Origin of the sequence: Streptomyces sp. M-16, assembly GCF_052114405.1 — a bacterium.
GTDB lineage: Bacteria > Actinomycetota > Actinomycetes > Streptomycetales > Streptomycetaceae > Streptomyces.
On record NZ_JBFRER010000049.1, the window covers coordinates 65141 to 83728 of the forward strand.

The window sequence follows — 18588 nt, forward strand, 5'->3', positions numbered from 1 at the left end:
GTCTGCGATGTCACGTACGACCGGCGCGCCCTCTTTCGCCGTGATCCCCGGCGCCCAGGTGCACGAAGTCCTCGACGGCCGTGCGCCCGAAGTGGTCGGATTGATCGAATCCGCATATCGGGTGCACGGCGAGGGCGGGACGGTGAATCCGCCGTCCTATTTCCTCCGCTTTCCCGACCGGCCGACCTCGCGCATCATCGCGCTTCCGGCGTCCATCGGGGGAGGGGCGCCGGTCGACGGAGTGAAGTGGATTTCCAGCTTCCCCGAGAATGTGGCGGCAGGAATTCCGCGCGCCTCCGCCGTACTGATCCTCAACGACCCGCAGACCGGCTACCCGATCGCCTGCCTGGAATCCTCGATCATCAGCGCGGCCCGCACCGCCGCCTCCGCCGCGCTGGCGGCCGACCGGCTCAGCCCGGCCGGCCGCCGCCCGCGCCGGATCGGCTTCTTCGGCGTCGGCCTGATCGCCCGCTTCATCCACCAGTACCTGGCGGGCACGGGCTGGGAGTTCGACGAGATCGGTGTGCACGACCTGTCCACCGAGCACGCCGAGGGCTTCGCCGACTACCTCACCCGCTCCGGCGAGCAGGGCCCGGTCACCGTCCACGACAGCGCCGAGAAGCTGATCCGCGAGAGCGACCTGGTCGTCTTCGCGACCGTGGCGGGCACCCCCCACGTCACCGACCCGCAGTGGTTCGGGCACAACCCGCTCGTGCTGCACGTCTCCCTGCGCGACCTGGCGCCCGAGGTGATCCTCTCCGGCTTCAACGTCGTCGACGACATCGAGCACTGCCTCAAGGCCGACACCTCCCCCCACCTGGCCGAACAGCTGACCGGCAGCCGTGAGTTCGTCGACGGCACCCTCTACGACGTGCTCTCCGGCAAGCTTCCCGTCCCCGAGGACAAGCCCGTCTTCTTCTCCCCCTTCGGCCTCGGCGTGCTCGACCTCGCGGTCGGCCGTCACATCCACGACACCCTCCACGCGCAGGGCCGGCTGGCCGTCGTCGAGGACTTCTTCCACGAGATGCGCCGCTACGGCTGAGGCCTCCCGCTCCCCGCAATCCCCCACGGCCGCCCCCACCACGGCCCCGAGCCACCCGAGGAAAGTGAACCGGTGACCACACTGCTCGACACCACCACTCGGGCGCCGGCCGACCACGGCCGGCGCCCCCTCCCCGTCCGGATCGAGGAGAGCGCCCTCGACCCGCACCCGCCCATGGAGCTCTACGAGGCGCTGCGCGCCCGGTTCGGGGAGGACGTGTTCCTCCTGGAGTCCCTGGAGAGCCCCGAGTTCGACGGGAACTCGGCCGTCGTCGGCTTCGGCCGGCTCGCCGAGCTGCGGATCCACCCGGGGCGGATCTCCGCCGTCGGGGTGGCCCCCGTCCTGGCCGAGCTGTCCGCGGTCGCCGACCGGCTCGGGCTGGTCGAAGGCCCCGGCGGCGACCGGCTGTTCGAACGGCCCGGACAGGTCTGGGACGTACTGCGCTCCGTGCAGGCGTCCTTCGACGTCGACAGCACCCGCCCCGAGTACGCCTTCGGCTTCCTCGCCACCATCGGCTACGGCGCCGCCTGGTACATGGAGGAGCTCCCCGCCCGCGACGGCTCCGGCGACGAGGCCCCCGACCTGGTCCTGACCCTGTTCCAGGACACCGTCTGGTACGACCTGGACGCCGGCACCGCCGTCCGGCTGGCGGCCCGGAGCGAGGCCTTCGGCCCCGACGGCGGCCCCGCCGCCCGCACCGACCTCGCCGGGATCGTCGAACGGCTGACCGCCGGTATGGCCGAGCCCGCCGGCCGGGCCCCCGGGGCCCCCGCCCCACTGGCCGTCCGCGACAGCACGGACGAGGCCGCCTTCCTGGGCGACGTCGAACGCTGCCTGCGCCACATCGGCGTCGGCGACATCTACCAGATCCAGATCGGCCACCGCATCGAGGTGGACACCGCGCTGACCCCGGCGGACGTCTACCGCCGGCTGCGCGCGCGCAACCCCTCCCCGTACATGTACCTCGTCCCCCGCGACGGCTCCACCCTGATCGGCGCCAGCCCCGAGGTGCTCTTCCGTACCGAGGGCGACCGGATCGTCATGCGCCCCATCGCCGGCACCACCCCGCGCAGCGGGGACCCGGCGGTGGACGGGCCCCGGATCGAGGCCCTGCTCGCCAGCGAGAAGGAGCGGGCCGAGCACGTGATGCTGGTCGACCTGTGCCGCAACGACATCGGCCGCGTCAGCCTGCCCAGCACCCTGGACGCCCGCGACGTCATGACGGTCGAGACCTTCTCGCACGTCTTCCACCTGGTCTCCACGGTCGAGGGCCTGCTCGCCCCGGGGGAGGACACCTGGTCCGCGCTGGCCGCGACCTTCCCCGCCGGGACCGTCACCGGAGCCCCCAAGATCCGCGCCATGGAGATCATCTCCGAACTGGAGAGCGATTCCCGGGGCATGTACGCGGGGGCCGTCGGCCTGGTCGACGTCCGCGGCTGGTCCCGGCTGGCGCTGTGCATCCGTACGGTCACCCACGACGGGTCGACGTACTCCACCCAGAGCTGCGCCGGCATCGTCGCGGACTCCTCGCCCGCCGCCGAGTGGCGCGAGACCCTGCACAAGATGGGGGCCGCCTACTGGGCGCTCACCGGTGAGGAACTGCTCCCGTGAAGGTCCTGCTCGTCGACGCGTACGACAGTTTCACCCACATCATCGACCAGTACCTGCGCACCCTCGGCGCCACCACCGAGGTCGTCCGCTCCCGCACCGAGAGCCCCGACGAGCTCGCCGCGCGGCTGCCGGACGCCGTGGTCCTGGGCCCCGGCCCGGGACACCCCGCCGAGTCGGGCCACGTCGAGCTGGTGCACCGCTTCGCCGGGCGGGTGCCGCTGCTCGGCATCTGCCTCGGTCACCAGGCCATCGGCCTGGCCCACGGGGGCCGCGTACAGGTGGCCGACCGGCTCAAGCACGGCAAGACCAGCGAGGTCGCCCACGACGGCGCCGGGGTCTTCGCCGGGCTCGACGCCCCCATGACCGCCACGCGCTACCACTCGCTCATCGTCGCCGAACCCCTGCCGCAGGAGCTGATCGCCACCGCGCACGCCGTGGACGACGGCTACGTGATGGGACTGCGCCACCGGACCCTCGCCGTCGAAGGGGTCCAGTTCCACCCCGAGTCGATCACCACGGTCGGCGGCATGCGGCTCCTGGAGAACTTCCTCACCACCGCACGGACCCAGCCCGCAGACGCCCTCGCCGGGTGACAAAGGAGCATTTCGTGGACCACGTGGATTCCTGGCGGGCCCTGCCCGCCGCACAACAGCCCGAGTGGCCCGACAGCGCGGCCCTGGACGCCGTACGGGCGCAGCTGCGCGACAGCGTTCCGCTCGTCGTCGCCGCCGAGTGCGAGCAGCTGAAGGCGCGCCTCGGCGCCGTCGCCAGGGGGGAGGCCTTCCTGCTCCAGGGCGGGGACTGCGCCGAGACCTTCGCCGACGTGCGGGAGGACTCCGTACGCCGCAAGGTGCGCACCCTGCTCCAGATGGCGCTCGTCCTCCAGTACGCCGCCTCGGTGCCGGTCGTGAAGATCGGGCGGATGGCGGGCCAGTACGCCAAACCCCGCTCCAAGCCCACCGAGACCCGCGACGGGGTGACCCTGCCCGCCTACCGGGGCGACGCCGTCAACGGCTTCCCCTTCGAACCGGGCGAGCGGGAGCCGGACCCCGGCCGGCTGCTGCGGATGCACCAGGCGGCCTCCGGCACGCTGAACCTCGTACGGGCCTTCACCACGGGCGGCTACGCGGACCTGCGCCAGGCGCACGCCTGGAACCAGGACTTCGTGGCCCGCTCACCCGTCGGCGAGCGGTACTCGGCCCTCGCCACCCAGATCGACCAGGCCCTCAACTTCATGCGGGCCTGCGGGGCCGACGAACGCATCCAGCACGCCGTGGAGTTCTTCGTCAGCCACGAGGGACTGCTGCTGGAGTACGAGGAACCGCTGGTCCGCGAGGACCCGACGACCGGGCGGCGCTACTCGGGCAGTGGCCACATGCTGTGGATCGGGGAACGCACCCGGGACCTGGACGGGGCCCACGTGGAGTTCTTCTCGAAGATCGCCAACCCGATCGCGGTCAAGCTCGGCCCGACCACCGACTCCGACACGGTGCTGCGGCTGATCGACCGGCTCGACCCCGAACGGGAGCCCGGCCGGCTCACGTTCATCGTCCGCATGGGCGCCGGGCAGGTCCGCGAGCGGCTGCCCGTGCTGGTGGAGAAGACGGCCGCGGAGGGGGCGCCGGTGGCGTGGGTCAGCGATCCCATGCACGGCAACACCTTCGAGGCCCCGTCGGGCCTCAAGACCCGCCGCTTCGACGACATCGTCGACGAGGTGAAGGGCTTCTTCGAGGTCCACCGCGAGCTCGGGACGCATCCCGGGGGCGTGCACCTGGAGTTCACCGGGGGCGATGTCACCGAATGCGTGGGCGGCGGTGAGGAAGTGAGCCTGGACGGGCTGAGCGAACGCTATGAATCCACTTGTGACCCGCGGCTCAACCGCACCCAGTCACTGGATCTGGCCTTCCTCGTGGCCGAGATGTACCGGGAACGCTGAGCCTGCGCCCATGGCTTTATCGCCGACCGGGCCGCAACGCACCCTCAAGTGGTCCTCCAGCGGTCCCGGTCTGTTGGTCAAGTGGTGCCCCGATGCTCGTTATCGGCATCGGGGCACCATCTGACCAGCAGTTATATCGTCATTATCGAAATGCTCCCGCCCCTGGGAACGGAGCGATATCAGCTCGAAGCCGCTCCTTCCTAGTGTTCTTCTCACCGGAACAGACCGGAACTCAAGTGGGACTCAACGGGGGAGAAGAACCGAGATGCAGAACACGTGGCGCACCCAGGTCAAGCGGATCACCGTCGCCATCGCCGTGGCCGTGGCCGTAGCGGGCGGAGTGCAGATCGCCGAAGAGGGATCCGACGCCGCCCCGGTCAGCATCACCGCCGACGGCACCGCCGGTGCGACCCCCGTCCCCGTTCCCACCACCACGTCCGAATCCGGAGAATGGCACTGATGGACCGTAACTGGAGCACGCTGCTGGAGACCCTCCTCGCCGGCCGGGACCTCGCTCAGGCCGACACCGGCTGGGCCATGCACCAGGTCATGCGCGGCGAGGCCACCGACGCCCAGCTCGCCGGCTTCCTGGTCGCCCTGCGCGGCAAGGGGGAGACGGTCGGCGAACTGGAGGGCCTGGTACGCGCCCTGCTCGACCACGCGGTGGCCCTCGACGTGCCCGGCGCCACGGTCGACGTGGTCGGCACGGGGGGCGACGGCGCCCGTACGGTCAACATCTCCACCATGTCGGCGATCGTCGCGGCCGGCGCCGGGGCCCGGGTCGTCAAGCACGGCAACCGGGCTTCGAGTTCGGCCTCCGGATCCGCGGACGTGCTGGAGGCGCTCGGGGTCACCCTGCGCCTGCCGCCGGCCCGGGTCGCGGCGCTGGTGGAGGAGGCGGGGATCACCTTCTGCTTCGCCCCCGACTTCCACCCCTCCATGCGGCACGCCTCGCCGGTGCGCAAGCAGCTGGGGATCCCGACCGTCTTCAACGCCCTCGGGCCGCTGACCAACCCGGCCCGGCCGACCGCCCAGGCGGTCGGGGTGGCCGACGCGCGGCTGCTCCCGCTCATCGCGGGGGTGCTGGCCCGCAGGGGCACGAGCGCCTTGGTGTTCCGCGGGGACGACGGGCTCGACGAGCTCAGCGTCACCAGCACCTCGACGGTGCTGAGCGTCGAGGGGGGAAGGGTCCGGGAGGAATCCTTCGACCCCCGCGACCTCGGCATCGAGTTCGCCCCGGCGGACGCCCTGCGGGGCGCCGACGCGGCGTACAACGCGCAGGTGGCCCGACGGCTGTTCGCCGGCGGGGAGCGGGGCCCGGTCCGCGACGCGGTGCTGCTGTCGGCGGGGGCCGCGCTGGCCGCCGCCGGGCGGTCGCGCGGGCGCGGGGTCACCGAGCGGCTGCGGGAGGCCGTCGCCGTGGCGGCGGACGCCCTCGACTCGGGGGCCGCCGAAGCGGTCCTGGACCGCTGGGTGCGGGCCGCCGCCGGACACGCCGGGGCACCGCTCGCCGCGGCGGGGCGGTGAGCGGTGCACACGTAGGGCCGGCATGACGCGCGAACCGCGGCCGTGGGGGGGGGGGGGGGGSGGGGGGGGGGGGGGGGGGGTGGCCGGCAGCTGCACCGGATCGTGTGCCAGGGGACCGTCGGCCGTGTCGTCGGCCTCCGTGCCCCGTGGGACCTTGCGGCGGATCCAGGACAGCGCGGGGCTGGTGACCGCCGTGGTGAGCAGGGCCATCAGGACCAGCAGGGTGAACAGGTCCGGTCCGATCACCCCCAGCTCCAGCCCCAGGTTCAGCACCACCAGCTCGGTCAGTCCGCGGCAGTTCATCAGGGCGCCGATCGACATGGCGTCCCGCCAGGACTGGCCGGTGGCCCGCGCCGCGGAGGTGCTGCCGCCCCACTTGCCAAGGAAGGCGACGACCATGACGGCCAGGGCCCACACCCACATCATCGGGTCGGCGACCACGAGCCCCACATCGGTGCGCAGACCGGTGTTGACGAAGAACAGCGGCAGCAGGATCGGGATGGTGAAGGCCCGCAGCCGGGCCGCGCACAGCTCGATCACCCGGGAGCCGCGCGGGGTGATCACGCCGAAGACGAAGGCGCCGAACAGGGCGTGCACGCCGATCTTGTCGGTGGTGAAGGCCGACAGGCACAGCCCGCTGAACAGTACGACCAGCACGACGGAGTCCACCGTACGGGCGGCCCGCGCGGCCCACCTGGCCAGCAGCGGCCGGACCGCGTAGATCATGAAGGCCAGGAACAGGGCCGCCAGGGCCGCCGTGGTGGCCGCCTCCATGGGGGAGCTGCTGGTGCTGACGGCGACCACCGCGGCCAGCAGGCACCAGGCGGTCACGTCGTCCACCGCCGCGCAGGCCATGGCCAGGGCGCCGATCCGGGTGTTGTAGAGACCCCGGTCGGTCAGGATCCGGGCCAGCACCGGGAACGCGGTGATGCTCATGGACACCGCGATGAACAGGACGAACGCGATCTTGGAGACCCCCTTGGGGGCCAGCGTGTCGAACATCAGGAGGGCCAGCCCGGAGCCGAGGACCAGCGGGAGCGCGATGCTCGCCTGGCTGACGGCGATGGCGGTACGGCTGTGCCCGCGCAGGGCGGAGAGGTTCAGCTCCAGGCCCACCAGGAACATGAACGCCAGCAGACCCAGATTTCCGAACGCCCCGGTGAACGGCAGGACCGTCCCGGGGAACAGCCATGTCTGGGCCGAGGGCCACAGCCAGCCGAGGAGCGAGGGGCCCAGCATGATGCCGACGGCGATCTCGCCGACCACGGGAGGCTGACCGAGGCGTCGGAAGAGCATCGCGCCGGCCTTGCACGAGATGATGACCGCGGGAATCGCGATCAGCAGGTCGGGGAGCGGGTCACGGGCGGACACGGGCGGCCTCCTTGGGCGTCGACGTGGCCGACACGGACGGCGGGGTCGACACGGCCGACGCGGCCGGCGGGGCGGCGGCGGGCGGGGCGGGTATCGCCGGCAGGGGTGGGGCCGCGGCGGGCGGGCCGGGCACGGCGGTGGCATCGGTCCAGCGGGCGTACCTGCGCTTGCCGTACAGCAGGGGCTCCTCCCCGTCGTGCAGGGAGACCCGGGTGACCCGGACGAACACCGCGGTGTGGTCGCCGAACTCGACGGCCCTGACCACCTCGCCGTCGGCGACGGCGTGCGAGGCCGCCGCCAGGTGCGGGCCGCCGGCCCCCAGCGGGAGCCGCCATTCGGTCCGCGCGAAGCGGTCCGGGGCGCCCGAGGCGAACAGGTCGGAGACGGGACGGGCGTTCTCGTGGAGCAGGTTGACGGCGACCTGGCCGGTCTCCAGCACGGCCTGCACGGTCGGGCTCTGCGTGCGCAGGCACAGCACGACGGTGGGCGGGGAGAGGGCCACGCTGGCGAGGGAGCTGCAGGTCATACCGCGCGGCTCGGAATCCGTGCCGATCGTGGTGATCACCGAGACACCGGACGGGAACGCCGACATCAGGGGGCGGATGTCGGCTTCGGCCGCGCCGTCGGACTGATCGGCGCGGAGGGACGGTGAGGGCTGGGAGGTACGGGACATCTGTGGGGACTCCTGGGGATCGGGGTGCGGCGCGGGCCCGGAAGCCGGAGGGAGGGGCCGGCTCCGGGCCTGCGCACCGGAAGGAAGCGACTACGGACTAGCCGTGCAGCTTGCGCAGGTAGTCGTACGCGCTCGGCAGCGTGTCGAGGAGGTGCTCCTGCTCCTGCTTGACCTTGCCGAACATGGCCTCGGCGCCCGCCACGGAATCGGGCTTGTGCGCGAGGATCGGCAGGGGGGCGTCCGGTTCGAGGCCGAGGCCCGCGAAGACGCAGTAGTAGCTGCCGTTGGTCCAGAAGTTCCGGAATTCCGCCTCGAAGTTCCCGTAGTACGTGGACTCGTCGGCGATCGGGGAGTTGATCGCCAGGGCGGCCTTGTACGCGGAGATCTTCTCCTGGATGTTCTGCGGCAGCGTGAGTTCCTTGTTCGCCCGCCAGAAGGGGGTGTCATTGCGCGGCGCGTAGTAGAAGTGCGCCTGGATGAAGTCGCGGGTGTCGTCGAACATCACCTCGATCTCGTGGTTGAAGCTGTTGGCCAGTTCCGGGTTGAAGGTGCGGTCCGGGAAGTGCTTCGCCAGCTGGTAGATGGCCGCGGTGATGAAGTAGATCCCGGTCGATTCCAGCGGCTCCAGGAACGCGGAGGAAAGGCCGATGCTCACCACGTTGTTCACCCAGGCACGGCGGTTGCGGCCCACCCGGAACTTCACGTGGTTGAACTTCGTCGTCTCCGGGTCGAGGCCCCACAGCGCGCTGAATTCCCTGGTCGCCTCCTCCTTGGTCGTGAACTTGCTGGAGTAGACGTAGCCGGAGCCGAAACGGCCCAGCATCGGGATCTTCCAGGTCCAGCCGGAGGACATCGCGATGGCGGAGGTGTACGGCTCGATGCCGTTGGCCTCGTCGTCGTGCGGAACGGCGGTGGCGACGGCGCTGTCACACAGCAGGTGGTCGCTCATGTCGATGAACGGCTCTTCGAGGGCCTGGTTGATGAGCAGGCCGCGGAAGCCGGAGCAGTCCACGAACAGGTCGGCCTCCAGGACCCGGCCGTCCTTGGTGTGGAGGGCCCTGATGAAGCCGCGCTCGTCCTTCTCCGCGTGGGTCATCTCGCCCTGCACGTGGTGGACGCCCTGCTTCTCGGTGGCGAAGCGGCGCAGGAAGTCGGCGACCAGGGCCGCGTCGAAGTGCCAGGCGTAGCGGGTGGACGGGGTGCCGTCGAGCCACTTCGGGGACTTCTTCGCGTCCATGACCGGGGGCTCGCGGAAGCACGCGTAGTCGAACGGCTCCTCGGTCTGGCCCTCCAGCTTCCGCTTGGCCCAGTAGTGCGACATCGGGACGTTGTCGCTGTCCGGCAGGATGCCGAACGGGTGGTAGAAGTGGTCCGGCCCGCCGTTCTCCAGCTCCCGCGCGTCCGGCTCGCCCTGGCCGCCGGTTCTCCAGTTGACGAAGCGGACGGCCATCTTGAAGCTGGCGTTGCACTCCCGCATCCACTCCTCCTCGGCGATGCCGAGGTATTCGAAGAGGACCTTGTGCAGGTTCGGGACGGTGGCCTCACCGACACCGATCCGCGGGATCGCCGGAGCCTCCAGGACCGTGATGTCCACGGTGCCCTGGAGCGCCTTGCCGAGATAGGCGGCGGTCATCCAGCCGGCGGTTCCGCCGCCCAGGATGACGACTTTCTGAATGCGCGAGTCGGTGCCGGTCATGTGAGGGACTCTCTCTTCCGTCTTCATGGGGGACTTCCGTGGTGCGATGTGGAAGAGATTCAGGCCATCGACTATGCGCCACCTATAGCCGGCCGTATGGCGTCGATATAGCGGATTGGCCGAATCTCAATCACGCTGTATCCGCACCCCGCAACTCCCAGCAGAGGATGGCTGCATCAGATGCCGTACGAAGAAGGGACGAAGGGAATCCTCTCCACCGTGGGAGGAACTCCGCTCATCGAACTGGAGCGTTTGCTGCCGGGCCTCGGCTCGCGGGTGTTCGCCAAGGTGGAGCGGTTCAATCCCGGAGGAAGTATCAAGGACCGCTCCGCACTCTCCATGGTGCTGGCGCGCATCAGAACCGGGGAACTCGTACCCGGAAAATCAACCGTGATCGAGTCGAGTTCCGGCAATCTCGCGATCGGGCTCGCCCAGATCTGCGGGTATTTCGGACTGCGTTTCATCTGCGTGGTGGACGCCAGGACGACCCGGCAGAACGTCGCGATCCTGCGGGCCTACGGGGCCGAGGTCGAGATCGTCGTCGACCCCGATCCGGCCACCGGTGAACTGCTGCCGGCCCGGCTCCGCCGGGTGGCCGACCTCGTCGCCGTGACGCCCGACGCCTACTGGCCCGACCAGTACTCCAATCCCCTCAACCCCATCGCCCACCAGAACACGATGCGCGAGATCGCCGAGGCCCTCGACGGCCGCGTCGACCAGCTCGTCGTGGCCGCGGGCACCAGCGGAACCCTGGGCGGCTGCGCGGAGTACATCCGCCGGCACGGGATGAACACCACGATCAACGCCGTGGACGCCATCGGCAGCGTGCTCTTCGGCCCGCAGGAGCGCCGCACCCGGCTCATCCCGGGCCACGGCGCCTCGGTGGTGCCCCGGCTGCTGCGTCCCTCGGACGCGGACCGGGTCATCCACGTCGGCGACCTCGACTGCGTCGTCGGCTGCCGGCGCCTCGTCCGGGACGAGGCGGTGCTCGCCGGCGGCTCCTCCGGTGCCGTCGTCGCGGCACTGGAACGGATCGCCCCCGACATCATCCCCGGCTCGAACGTGGTGCTCGTCCTGCCCGACGGCGGCGACCGCTACCTGGAGACGATCTACGACGACGCCTGGGTGTACCGCCAGTTCGGCGAGGTCTCGCACCTCTGGAAGGAGCCCCGCTCCGCGGGCCTCACTCCGCACCTGGTGGATATAGGCCACTGATAGCGGCCCCTCCCACCATCGAACCATCGCACCACCGCTGGCCCCGCCAGCCCCCCACCCCGAAAACCCGCCGGGCGCCCACCCGGCACGGCACCGGCAGGTCCGCCGCGGACCGCCCTTCACCTGGAGGAACATCAGATGACCACCCAGATCCCCGCCCTCGACGCCGGGCGCAAGGAGCAGATCAAGGACATCGTCTGCGACATCCTCGAACTCGACCTCGACGAGGTGACCGAGACGAGCCTCTTCAAGGAGGAGCACGACGCGGACTCCCTGCGCACCATCGAGATCCTGGCCTCGCTGGAGCGGGTCTTCGGCATCACGCTGGAGCAGTCCGAGCTCAGCCGCATGGTCAACCTGGTCGGCGTCTACGCCGTGATCGCGGAGGCCGAGGGCAAGTGACCACCGAGACGGCCGCGACGGGGCAGCGGACCGCTGCCCGGCACCGGGTGGTGATCACGGGTCTCGGTGTCGTGACGAGCATCGGCACGGGCGTGGACGCCTTCGCCGAGGGCCTGCGTGCCGGACGCAGCGGGGCCAAGCCCATCAGCGCGTTCGACACCACCGGCTTCGCCCACTCCAACGCCTGTGAGATCACCGACTTCGAGCCGGAGGCCTGGCTGCGCGAGCTGCCGGCCGACGAGCTCGGCCGGGCCGCCCAGTTCGCGGTCGCCGGGGCCCGGATGGCGGTGGCCGACGGCGGCCTCACCGAGGCGGACGTCCGGGCCAGGCGCTCCCTGGTCTCGGTCGGCACCACCGACGGCGAGTCCCGCGACCTGGACCACCTCACCGGGCTCCAGGTCGCCGGGGACGAGGAGACCCTCGACCCGGTGGTCGCCCGCCGCGTCTGGCCGGGCCGGCTCTCCGCCGGCATCGTCCGCGAACTCGGCCTGGAGGACGTGGAGACGGTCACCGTCCCCACCGCCTGCGCCGCCGGGAACTACGCGGTCGGCTACGGCTACGACGCGATCAGCTCCGGAGACGTGGAGATGGCCCTGTGCGGCGGGGCCGACGCCCTGTGCCGCAAGACGTTCACCGGCTTCTACCGGCTCGGCACCATCGCCCCCGACGTGTGCCGGCCCTTCGACGCCGACCGGCAGGGCATCCTCACGGGCGAGGGCGCCGGCATCCTGCTCATGGAGTCGCTGGAGTCCGCGCTGGCCCGCGGCGCCCGGATCTACGCCGAGGTACTCGGCTACGGCCTGTCCTGCGACGCCAGCCACCCGGTCGCCCCCGACCGGGACTCGATCGCCCGCTGCATCACCGCGGCGCACGCCAACGCCGGGATCACCCCCGCCGACGTGGACTTCATCTCCGCGCACGGCACCGGGACCAGGGCGAACGACGTCACCGAGGTCGGCGCGATCCGCCAGGTGTTCGGCGAGGACCTGCCGCGCACCGTCTCCATCAAGTCGATGATCGGCCACACCATGGGCGCCGCCAGCGCCCTGGCCTCGGCGGCCTGCGCCCTCGCCCTGCGCGAGGGATTCATCCCGCCGACCATCAACCACCGCACCACCGACCCCGAGTGCGGCGTGGACTGCGTACCGAACGAGGCGGTCGAAGCCGACCTCAAGGTCGTGCAGAACAACGGACTCGCCTTCGGCGGCAACAACGCCGTGCTGGTCCTCGGCCACTGGGAAGACAGGAGCGCAGTCGCATGACGGAAACAGAAGCGGCGCGGCCCCGCGAGCGCCGGCTCGTCATCTCGGGCTGGGCCGTGACCTCCCCCTACGGCCTGGGCCGCCGGTCCTTCACCGAGGGACTCCTGGCCGGGACCACGGCGACCTCCGCCGTCGACGGCGGGCAGTGGCCGGTCCCCTACGGGGAAGCCGGCCTCATCCCGGGCTTCGACATCAAGGCCGTGCTCGGCCGCAAGGGCACCCGCTCCATGGACCGGGCCACCGGGATCGCCGTCGTCACCGTCGGCGAGCTCCTGGAGGACTTCGGCCAGGGCCTGGCCGCCGACCCGGAGAAGACCGGGCTGGTGCTCGGCACCTCCGGCAGCGTCCAGTCCATCATGGACTTCACCCGGGACGCCCTGACGGGGGAGAAGCCCTACCTCGTCGACCCGGCCCGGTTCCCCAACACGGTGATGAACTGCCCGACGGGCCAGAGCGCCATCCGGCACACCCTCAAGGGCCCCAACGTCACCGTCTCCGGCGGCTCGGCCACCGGCCTGCTGGCCCTGAACTACGCCTCCCGGCTGCTGCGCGGCGGCCACGCCAACGCGCTGCTGGCCGGCGCGGCCGAGGAGTTCTCCGTCCAGCGCGCCCGCCTGGAGCGGGTCGCCGACCACGGCGGGGCGGAGGCCGACCCGCTGGGCGAGGGCGCCGCGCTGTTCCTGCTGGAGAGCGGCGAGGCAGCCCGCGAGGGAGGCCGGCGGGTGCTCGCCACCGTCCTCGGTTCCCGCTTCCGGGCCTTCCCGGAGAGCGGACGCGCCGGGGCCGCGCTGGCCCGCTGCGTCGCCGAGGTGCTCGCCGACGCGGGCGTGGGCCCCGAGGACGTCGCCCTGATCGCGCCGGGCACCCCGCCGGGGCAGCTCGGCAAGCAGGAGGAGTCCGCGCTGGAGGGGATCGGCGGCGAGCGGATCGCCGTACGGCCGCTCGTCGGCGACGCGACCGCCGCCTCGGCCGCCTTCCAGCTGGCCGCCGTCCTGGCGCACGCCGGTGCGGAGCCCGCCCTGGTGGACCGGCTCGCCCTGGTCACCGCCCTGGACCGGGACGGCACCGTCGGAGCCACCCTGCTGCGGCTCGGCTGAGACCGACGGGGGGGCGCACGCCACCGCGCCCCCCGGCCCCGTACCGCGCACCATCCCCCCTCGTGCGCGTACACGCGTACACGCGCACCCGTGTCCCGAAGAGAGAGGCATCTATCCATGTCCGAGACACCGAGGCCGGTAGCCCTCGTCACCGGCGGCTCGCGCGGCATCGGCCGGGCCGTGGTGGAGACCCTGGCACGGGACGGCCACGACGTGGCCTTCTGCTACCAGTCCAACGAGGAGGCCGCCGAGCTCGCCGCGAAGGCCGCCCGGGAGCTGGGGGCGCGGGTGCTGGCCGACCGTGTGGACGTCACGGACCGCGCGCAGGTCCGGGCCTTCACCGCGCGGGCCGAGGCCGAACTGGGCCCGGTGGAGGTGCTGGTCACCGCCGCCGGCATCGTCCGCGACGGCCACCTCGCGATGATGAAGGACGAGGACTGGGACGCGGTGGTCCGCACCAACCTCGACGGGACGTTCAACTTCGCCAAGGCGCTGGCCTTCCCGATGATGAAGCGCCGCCGCGGCACCATCATCACCCTCTCCTCGGTCGCCGCCGCCGGCAACGCCACGCAGAGCAACTACTCCGCGACCAAGGCCGGGATCATCGGCTTCACCAAGGCCCTGGCCAAGGAGTCCGGCCGCAGCGGCCTGCGGGCCAACGCCGTCGCCCCCGGATTCATCGCCACCGACATGGTCGGGGGCCTGTCCGAGAAGCACGCCAAGGAGATGACGGCCCGGATCCCGCTGGGCCGCTTCGGCGAGGCGCACGAGGTCGCCGAACTGGTGTCCTTCCTGGCCTCCGACCGCGCCGCGTACATCACCGGACAGGTCTTCCACATCGACGGCGGTCTGGTCGTCTGACCGGCCCCCCACCAGTCCGACCAGCCTGATTCACAGAGGAGTTCGACATGGCCGGCCGTGCCGCCAAACCGCCCCGGTTCTACTTCAACCTGCGCAGCCCCTACAACTTCTTCGCCCTGCACGACCTGGAGCGCGAGCACCCCGGTCTGCTCGACCGGGTCGAGTGGCGCCCCTTCTGGGAGCCCGACGAGACCAGCGCCAAGCTGCTGGACGAGGCCGGCGGGCAGTTCCCGTACACCCCCATGACCCGCGCCAAGCAGTTCTACATCCTGCGTGACGTACGCCGCCTCGCGGCCGAGCGCGGGCTGGAGCTGACCTGGCCGGCCGACCGCGAGCCGTGGTGGGAGCCGGCCCACCTGACCTGGTTCCTCGCCGTGGACGCGGGCCTGGGCCGGGAGTGGGTGGCCCGCGCGGGCCGGGCCCGCTGGCTGGAGGGACGCGACATCTGCGACCCCGCGACCGTCCTCGAACTGGCCGTGGAGACCGGCCTCGACGCCGACGCGGTGGCCGCCGCCACCGACAGTCCGGAGCTGCGCGAGCGGGCCGTCGCCGCCCTGCTGGACGTGCACCGCGACGGGGTCTTCGGCGTCCCGTTCTTCGTCAACGGCAGAGAGCCCTACTGGGGCCTGGACCGGGTGGCCGCCTTCGCCGCCTCCTTCGGGAACGCCGCCGCCCCCGCGGCCCCCGCCGCGCAGCCCGCCGAGGCGGAGCTCGCGGTGGTCGGCGCCGGGCGCACYACGGACATGAGCCACGCGGGAGGCTGCGGATGACCGCCGTGACCGCCGTGACGGACACCACCGCCGGGGCGCCCGGCGCTGTACGGGCGCTGCCCCTGACCGCGATCCAGCAGTCCATGTGGACCGCCTACCGGGTCTCCCCCGAGGCCTCCGCCTACAACATCGTCATGCCGCTGCGGCTGCGCGGCCGGGTCGACCCCGCCGCCATGGACGCCGCCGTCACCGCCGTCGGCGCCCGTCAGGAGCTGCTGCGCTCGGTGTTCACCGAGAGCGCCGAGGGGGTCCGCCGCACCGTGGGCGAACAGCCCCTGGTCCGCCTGGAGTTCCGCGACCTCGACGGCGCCGGCGAGGAGGCCCTGCACCGGGCCGCCGAGGAGGCCGGGGCCCGCCCCTTCCGCCTGGAGTCCGCGGCATTCCGCGTGGTGCTGCTGCGCAACACCGACGATGACTGGGCGCTGGTCACCTCCGCCCACCACATCGTCAGCGACTTCACCTCGCGCTGGCTGCTGGTGCGCGACGTCCTCGACGCCTACGAGGGCTTCGCGTCCGGGCAGGAACCCCGCTGGCGGCCCATCCCCGGCTCCTACGCCGACCACGCCGCCGAGGAGCTGCGCTACACCGCCTCCGCGTCGGGCCTGCGGGCGGCCGAGCTGTGGCAGGAGTCGGTGGGGCAGGCCCCCGCCGCCGAACTCCCCCTGGACCGGCCCCGGCCCGCGCTGCGCTCCTACCGGGGCGGCACCGTCGTACGGCAGCTGGCCGCGGAGAGCGCCGCCGCCCTGGCCCCGGCCGCCGCCGTCGCGGGGGTGACCCCCTTCGCCTACCTCCTCGGCGTCTTCCAGGCCCTGACCCACCGGTGGACCGGCCAGGATGCCTTCGTGCTCGGGGTCCCGGCCACCAGCCGGATGGGCCGCGCGCAGCGGGACGTGATCGGCTGCTTCCTCAACACCATGCCGGTGCGTGCCGACTTCACCGCCGGCTCCACCTTCCGCAGCGCGGCCGAGCAGGCCGGGCAGCGGGTGATGGGCGGCATGATGGGCGTCCGCTACCCGTGCGCGCTGGCCTTCCCCCGGGCCACGGTGTTCCGCACCGCCCTGTTCCTCGTCCAGATGGACCGGATGGAGCCGCCCGTGCCGAACGTCGCGCCGGGCGCCGCCGAGGGACCGTCCGTCCCGTACGCCGGGCTGGACATCGCCCTGATCGACGTCCCGCAGCAGGAGGGCCAGCTGGACCTGCTGCTGCGCATCGAGCAGACCCCCGAGGGGGTCACCGCGGTCTTCTCGTACGACACGGACGTGCTGGACCGCGAGACGGTCGCGCGCTTCGCCGACGGGTACGAGCGGATGCTGGCGGCCGCCGTCGCCGAGCCGGACACCCGCGTCGTCGACGTGGAGCTGGCGGGCGCGGGGGAGCTGGAGGCGCTGCTGGCCCTGGGCTCCGCGGGCGGGGCCGGCGCGGACTTCGGATCCTTCGACTCCGCCGACGAGTTCGAGTCCTTCGAGAGCGCCTGGGAGTACCGGTGAGCCTCGAAGTGGCCGTGATCGGCGCGGGTCTGGGCGGCCTGACCGCCGCCGCGGCCCTGTACGCCCGGGGCCTGGACGTCACCGTGTACGAGCGGGGCGGGACCCTGCGCGAGCAGGGCGTGGGCATGCACCTGGGTCCGAACGGCACCCGGCTGCTGGAGCGCCTGGGCCTCGGCCCGCGCCTGGCCGAGCTGGCGGTCCGCCCCGAGGCCCTGGAGGTCCGGGCCTTCCACAACGGCGCGCGGGTCGCCGTACAGGAGATGGGCGGGGCCTGGGAGCGGCAGTTCCGCGCCCCCTACCTCACCGTCCACCGCGGCGACCTGCACCGGATGCTCGCGGGACTGGTGCCCGGCGAGCGGGTGCGCACCGGCAAGGAGCTCGTCCGCTACGAGGAGGGCCCCGACGGGGTGCTCCTGGAGTTCGCCGACGGCACCACGGGCCGGGCCGACGTCCTGGTCGGCGCCGACGGGGTCCACTCGGCGGTGCGCCGCGCGGTGGCCGGCGCGGACGCCCCCGTGTACTCCGGCAACAGCGCGCTGCGGGGGCTGGTGGACGCGGCGGACGTGCCCTCGCTGGACCCGGGCCGGATGTACATGTTCGCGGGCCCCGAGTCCCGGGTGCTGTGCTACCCGGTCAGTGGGGGAAGGCAGTTCACGTACGTGGTGGTCACCCCCGCCGACGAGGGCGACGCCGAGTCCTGGACCAGCGCCGGCGACCGGGCCGACCTGGACGCCGTCCTCACCGGCTGGGCGCCCGAGGTGCGCGAACTGGTCGGCGCCGCGGGCGAGGTCCGCCGCTGGGCCCTCTACGACCGGGCCCCGCTGGAGCGGTGGAGCACCTCCCGGGTGACCCTGCTCGGGGACGCGGCCCACCCGATGCTGCCCCACCACGGACAGGGTGCCAACCAGGCCGTCGAGGACGGCGTGGCGCTCGCCCTGTGCCTCGCCCGCGCGGACGAGGACGCGCGGGGCGTCGCCGACGCCCTGGAGCGCTACGAGTCGCTGCGCCGCCCGCACACCACGAAGGTCCAGCTCGGATCGCGCACGGGCCGTCCCGCCCCGGGCGCGGGCGGCCGGCCCGGTGGTGTCAAGGAGGCCGCCGCGGACGTCGGCTGGATCCTCGGGCACGACGTCGAGGCCGCCTTCGAGGCCGCGTTCCCGACCCTCCTCCAGGGCGCTCCCGGCACCGCCGGCACCGGCCTGAGCGGCGCCGCCGCCTGACCCGCCACCCCCGCCGCACCGCAGGGCCCCCGAAGCCGACAGGCATCGGGGGCCCTGCCGCGTTCCGGCACGTATATGCGCTCGATAGGGCATCGATAGCGGCCTCTTCAAGGATGGCGACACCTGACCACGCGAAGGGAACAGCGATGAGCGAACAGCAGAACGAGAACCAGGCGGACACGGTCCACCGCGTCGTCCTCAACGACGAGGAGCAGTACTCGATCTGGTGGGCCGACCGCGACCTGCCCGCCGGCTGGCACGCCGAGGGCACCGAGGGCACCCGCGAGGAATGCCTCGCCCGGATCACCGAACTGTGGACCGACCTGCGCCCCGCGAGCCTGCGCCGCCGGATGTCCGCGGGCTCCGCCGCCTGACCACCCGGACGTGCGGGCCACCCGGGCGCCCCGGCCCCGGGAAG

General features: G+C 72.4%; 17 protein-coding genes and 1 pseudogene. 15 read left to right on the plus strand and 3 right to left on the minus strand.

Annotation, left to right across the window (positions count from 1 at the left end; translation table 11 throughout):
- The first annotated feature begins 7 nt into the window (after positions 1-7).
- The 6 genes from sbnB to trpD all read left to right on the plus strand — a co-directional run bounded on the left by sbnB (position 8) and on the right by trpD (position 6116).
- A complete protein-coding gene (sbnB, locus tag AB4039_RS22670; RefSeq protein ID WP_442271661.1) occupies positions 8-1042 on the plus strand; it encodes a 2,3-diaminopropionate biosynthesis protein SbnB in 1035 nt (344 codons plus the stop codon).
- Positions 1043-1114: 72 nt separating this feature from the next.
- Positions 1115-2653: an anthranilate synthase component I family protein gene (locus tag AB4039_RS22675; protein WP_266843099.1), complete on the plus strand. Its 1539-nt coding sequence runs from the start codon at positions 1115-1117 to the stop codon at positions 2651-2653.
- Positions 2650-3246 carry an anthranilate synthase component II gene (locus AB4039_RS22680; RefSeq protein WP_266843100.1) on the plus strand — a complete coding sequence of 199 codons (597 nt, stop codon included), beginning with the start codon at positions 2650-2652 and terminating at the stop codon, positions 3244-3246. Before AB4039_RS22675 ends, AB4039_RS22680 begins: the two co-directional genes overlap by 4 nt.
- Before the next feature lie 23 nt (positions 3247-3269).
- Positions 3270-4589 carry a class II 3-deoxy-7-phosphoheptulonate synthase gene (locus AB4039_RS22685; RefSeq protein ID WP_266844096.1) on the plus strand — a complete coding sequence of 440 codons (1320 nt, stop codon included), beginning with the start codon at positions 3270-3272 and terminating at the stop codon, positions 4587-4589.
- Positions 4590-4854: 265 nt separating this feature from the next.
- On the plus strand, positions 4855-5049 hold the full coding sequence (locus tag AB4039_RS22690) for a hypothetical protein (RefSeq protein WP_266843102.1): 195 nt from the start codon (positions 4855-4857) through the stop codon (positions 5047-5049).
- Positions 5049-6116 (plus strand): anthranilate phosphoribosyltransferase, encoded by a 1068-nt coding sequence (gene trpD / locus AB4039_RS22695; protein WP_266843103.1) that lies wholly within the window; start codon positions 5049-5051, stop codon positions 6114-6116. Before AB4039_RS22690 ends, trpD begins: the two co-directional genes overlap by 1 nt.
- A gap of 81 nt (positions 6117-6197) precedes the next feature.
- On the opposite strand, the pseudogene AB4039_RS22700 reads toward trpD, so the two are convergent.
- The 3 genes and pseudogenes from AB4039_RS22700 to AB4039_RS22710 form a co-directional block, all read right to left on the minus strand.
- A pseudogene (locus AB4039_RS22700) lies at positions 6198-7487 on the minus strand (cation:proton antiporter domain-containing protein); the annotation flags it as partial.
- The gene (locus AB4039_RS22705; protein ID WP_266843106.1) at positions 7474-8160 is read right to left on the minus strand and encodes a flavin reductase family protein; all 687 of its coding nucleotides are present in this window, start codon (positions 8158-8160) and stop codon (positions 7474-7476) included. The gene AB4039_RS22705 and the pseudogene AB4039_RS22700, both read right to left, overlap by 14 nt.
- Before the next feature lie 97 nt (positions 8161-8257).
- A complete protein-coding gene (locus AB4039_RS22710) occupies positions 8258-9856 on the minus strand; it encodes a tryptophan halogenase family protein (RefSeq protein WP_442271662.1) in 1599 nt (532 codons plus the stop codon).
- Between the two features lie 180 nt (positions 9857-10036).
- Here AB4039_RS22710 and sbnA point away from each other — a divergent pair, with 180 nt between their 5' ends.
- The 9 genes from sbnA (at position 10037) to AB4039_RS22755 (ending at position 18544) form a co-directional block, all read left to right on the plus strand.
- The gene (gene sbnA, locus AB4039_RS22715) at positions 10037-11071 is read left to right on the plus strand and encodes a 2,3-diaminopropionate biosynthesis protein SbnA (RefSeq protein ID WP_266843108.1); all 1035 of its coding nucleotides are present in this window, start codon (positions 10037-10039) and stop codon (positions 11069-11071) included.
- Between the two features lie 138 nt (positions 11072-11209).
- Positions 11210-11473 (plus strand): acyl carrier protein, encoded by a 264-nt coding sequence (locus AB4039_RS22720; RefSeq protein WP_266843109.1) that lies wholly within the window; start codon positions 11210-11212, stop codon positions 11471-11473.
- A complete protein-coding gene (locus tag AB4039_RS22725) occupies positions 11470-12735 on the plus strand; it encodes a beta-ketoacyl-[acyl-carrier-protein] synthase family protein (protein ID WP_442271663.1) in 1266 nt (421 codons plus the stop codon). Before AB4039_RS22720 ends, AB4039_RS22725 begins: the two co-directional genes overlap by 4 nt.
- Positions 12732-13832, plus strand: coding sequence for a beta-ketoacyl synthase N-terminal-like domain-containing protein (locus tag AB4039_RS22730; protein WP_442271664.1), 1101 nt, complete (start codon positions 12732-12734; stop codon positions 13830-13832). The genes AB4039_RS22725 and AB4039_RS22730 overlap by 4 nt, the downstream gene beginning before the upstream one ends.
- Positions 13833-13949: 117 nt before the next feature.
- Positions 13950-14693 carry a 3-oxoacyl-[acyl-carrier-protein] reductase gene (gene fabG / locus AB4039_RS22735; RefSeq protein ID WP_266843113.1) on the plus strand — a complete coding sequence of 248 codons (744 nt, stop codon included), beginning with the start codon at positions 13950-13952 and terminating at the stop codon, positions 14691-14693.
- A gap of 47 nt (positions 14694-14740) precedes the next feature.
- Positions 14741-15463, plus strand: a complete 723-nt coding sequence (locus tag AB4039_RS22740) for a 2-hydroxychromene-2-carboxylate isomerase (RefSeq protein ID WP_442271665.1) — start codon at positions 14741-14743, stop codon at positions 15461-15463.
- A complete protein-coding gene (locus AB4039_RS22745; protein WP_442271666.1) occupies positions 15460-16950 on the plus strand; it encodes a condensation domain-containing protein in 1491 nt (496 codons plus the stop codon). Before AB4039_RS22740 ends, AB4039_RS22745 begins: the two co-directional genes overlap by 4 nt.
- Positions 16947-18170, plus strand: coding sequence for an FAD-dependent monooxygenase (locus AB4039_RS22750; RefSeq protein WP_266843118.1), 1224 nt, complete (start codon positions 16947-16949; stop codon positions 18168-18170). Before AB4039_RS22745 ends, AB4039_RS22750 begins: the two co-directional genes overlap by 4 nt.
- A 146-nt stretch (positions 18171-18316) precedes the next feature.
- A complete protein-coding gene (locus AB4039_RS22755; RefSeq protein WP_266843120.1) occupies positions 18317-18544 on the plus strand; it encodes an MbtH family protein in 228 nt (75 codons plus the stop codon).
- Positions 18545-18588: the final 44 nt, after the last annotated feature.

Coding starts and splice junctions, on each gene's coding strand:
- sbnB (WP_442271661.1), top strand. CDS start 8: ATGTCACGTACGACCGGCGCGCCCTCTTTCGCCGTGATCCCCGGCGCC.
- AB4039_RS22690 (WP_266843102.1), top strand. CDS start 4,855: ATGCAGAACACGTGGCGCACCCAGGTCAAGCGGATCACCGTCGCCATC.
- trpD (WP_266843103.1), top strand. CDS start 5,049: ATGGACCGTAACTGGAGCACGCTGCTGGAGACCCTCCTCGCCGGCCGG.
- AB4039_RS22705 (WP_266843106.1), bottom strand. CDS start 8,160: ATGTCCCGTACCTCCCAGCCCTCACCGTCCCTCCGCGCCGATCAGTCC.
- AB4039_RS22710 (WP_442271662.1), bottom strand. CDS start 9,856: ATGACCGGCACCGACTCGCGCATTCAGAAAGTCGTCATCCTGGGCGGC.
- sbnA (WP_266843108.1), top strand. CDS start 10,037: ATGCCGTACGAAGAAGGGACGAAGGGAATCCTCTCCACCGTGGGAGGA.
- AB4039_RS22720 (WP_266843109.1), top strand. CDS start 11,210: ATGACCACCCAGATCCCCGCCCTCGACGCCGGGCGCAAGGAGCAGATC.
- AB4039_RS22730 (WP_442271664.1), top strand. CDS start 12,732: ATGACGGAAACAGAAGCGGCGCGGCCCCGCGAGCGCCGGCTCGTCATC.
- fabG (WP_266843113.1), top strand. CDS start 13,950: ATGTCCGAGACACCGAGGCCGGTAGCCCTCGTCACCGGCGGCTCGCGC.
- AB4039_RS22745 (WP_442271666.1), top strand. CDS start 15,460: ATGACCGCCGTGACCGCCGTGACGGACACCACCGCCGGGGCGCCCGGC.
- AB4039_RS22755 (WP_266843120.1), top strand. CDS start 18,317: ATGAGCGAACAGCAGAACGAGAACCAGGCGGACACGGTCCACCGCGTC.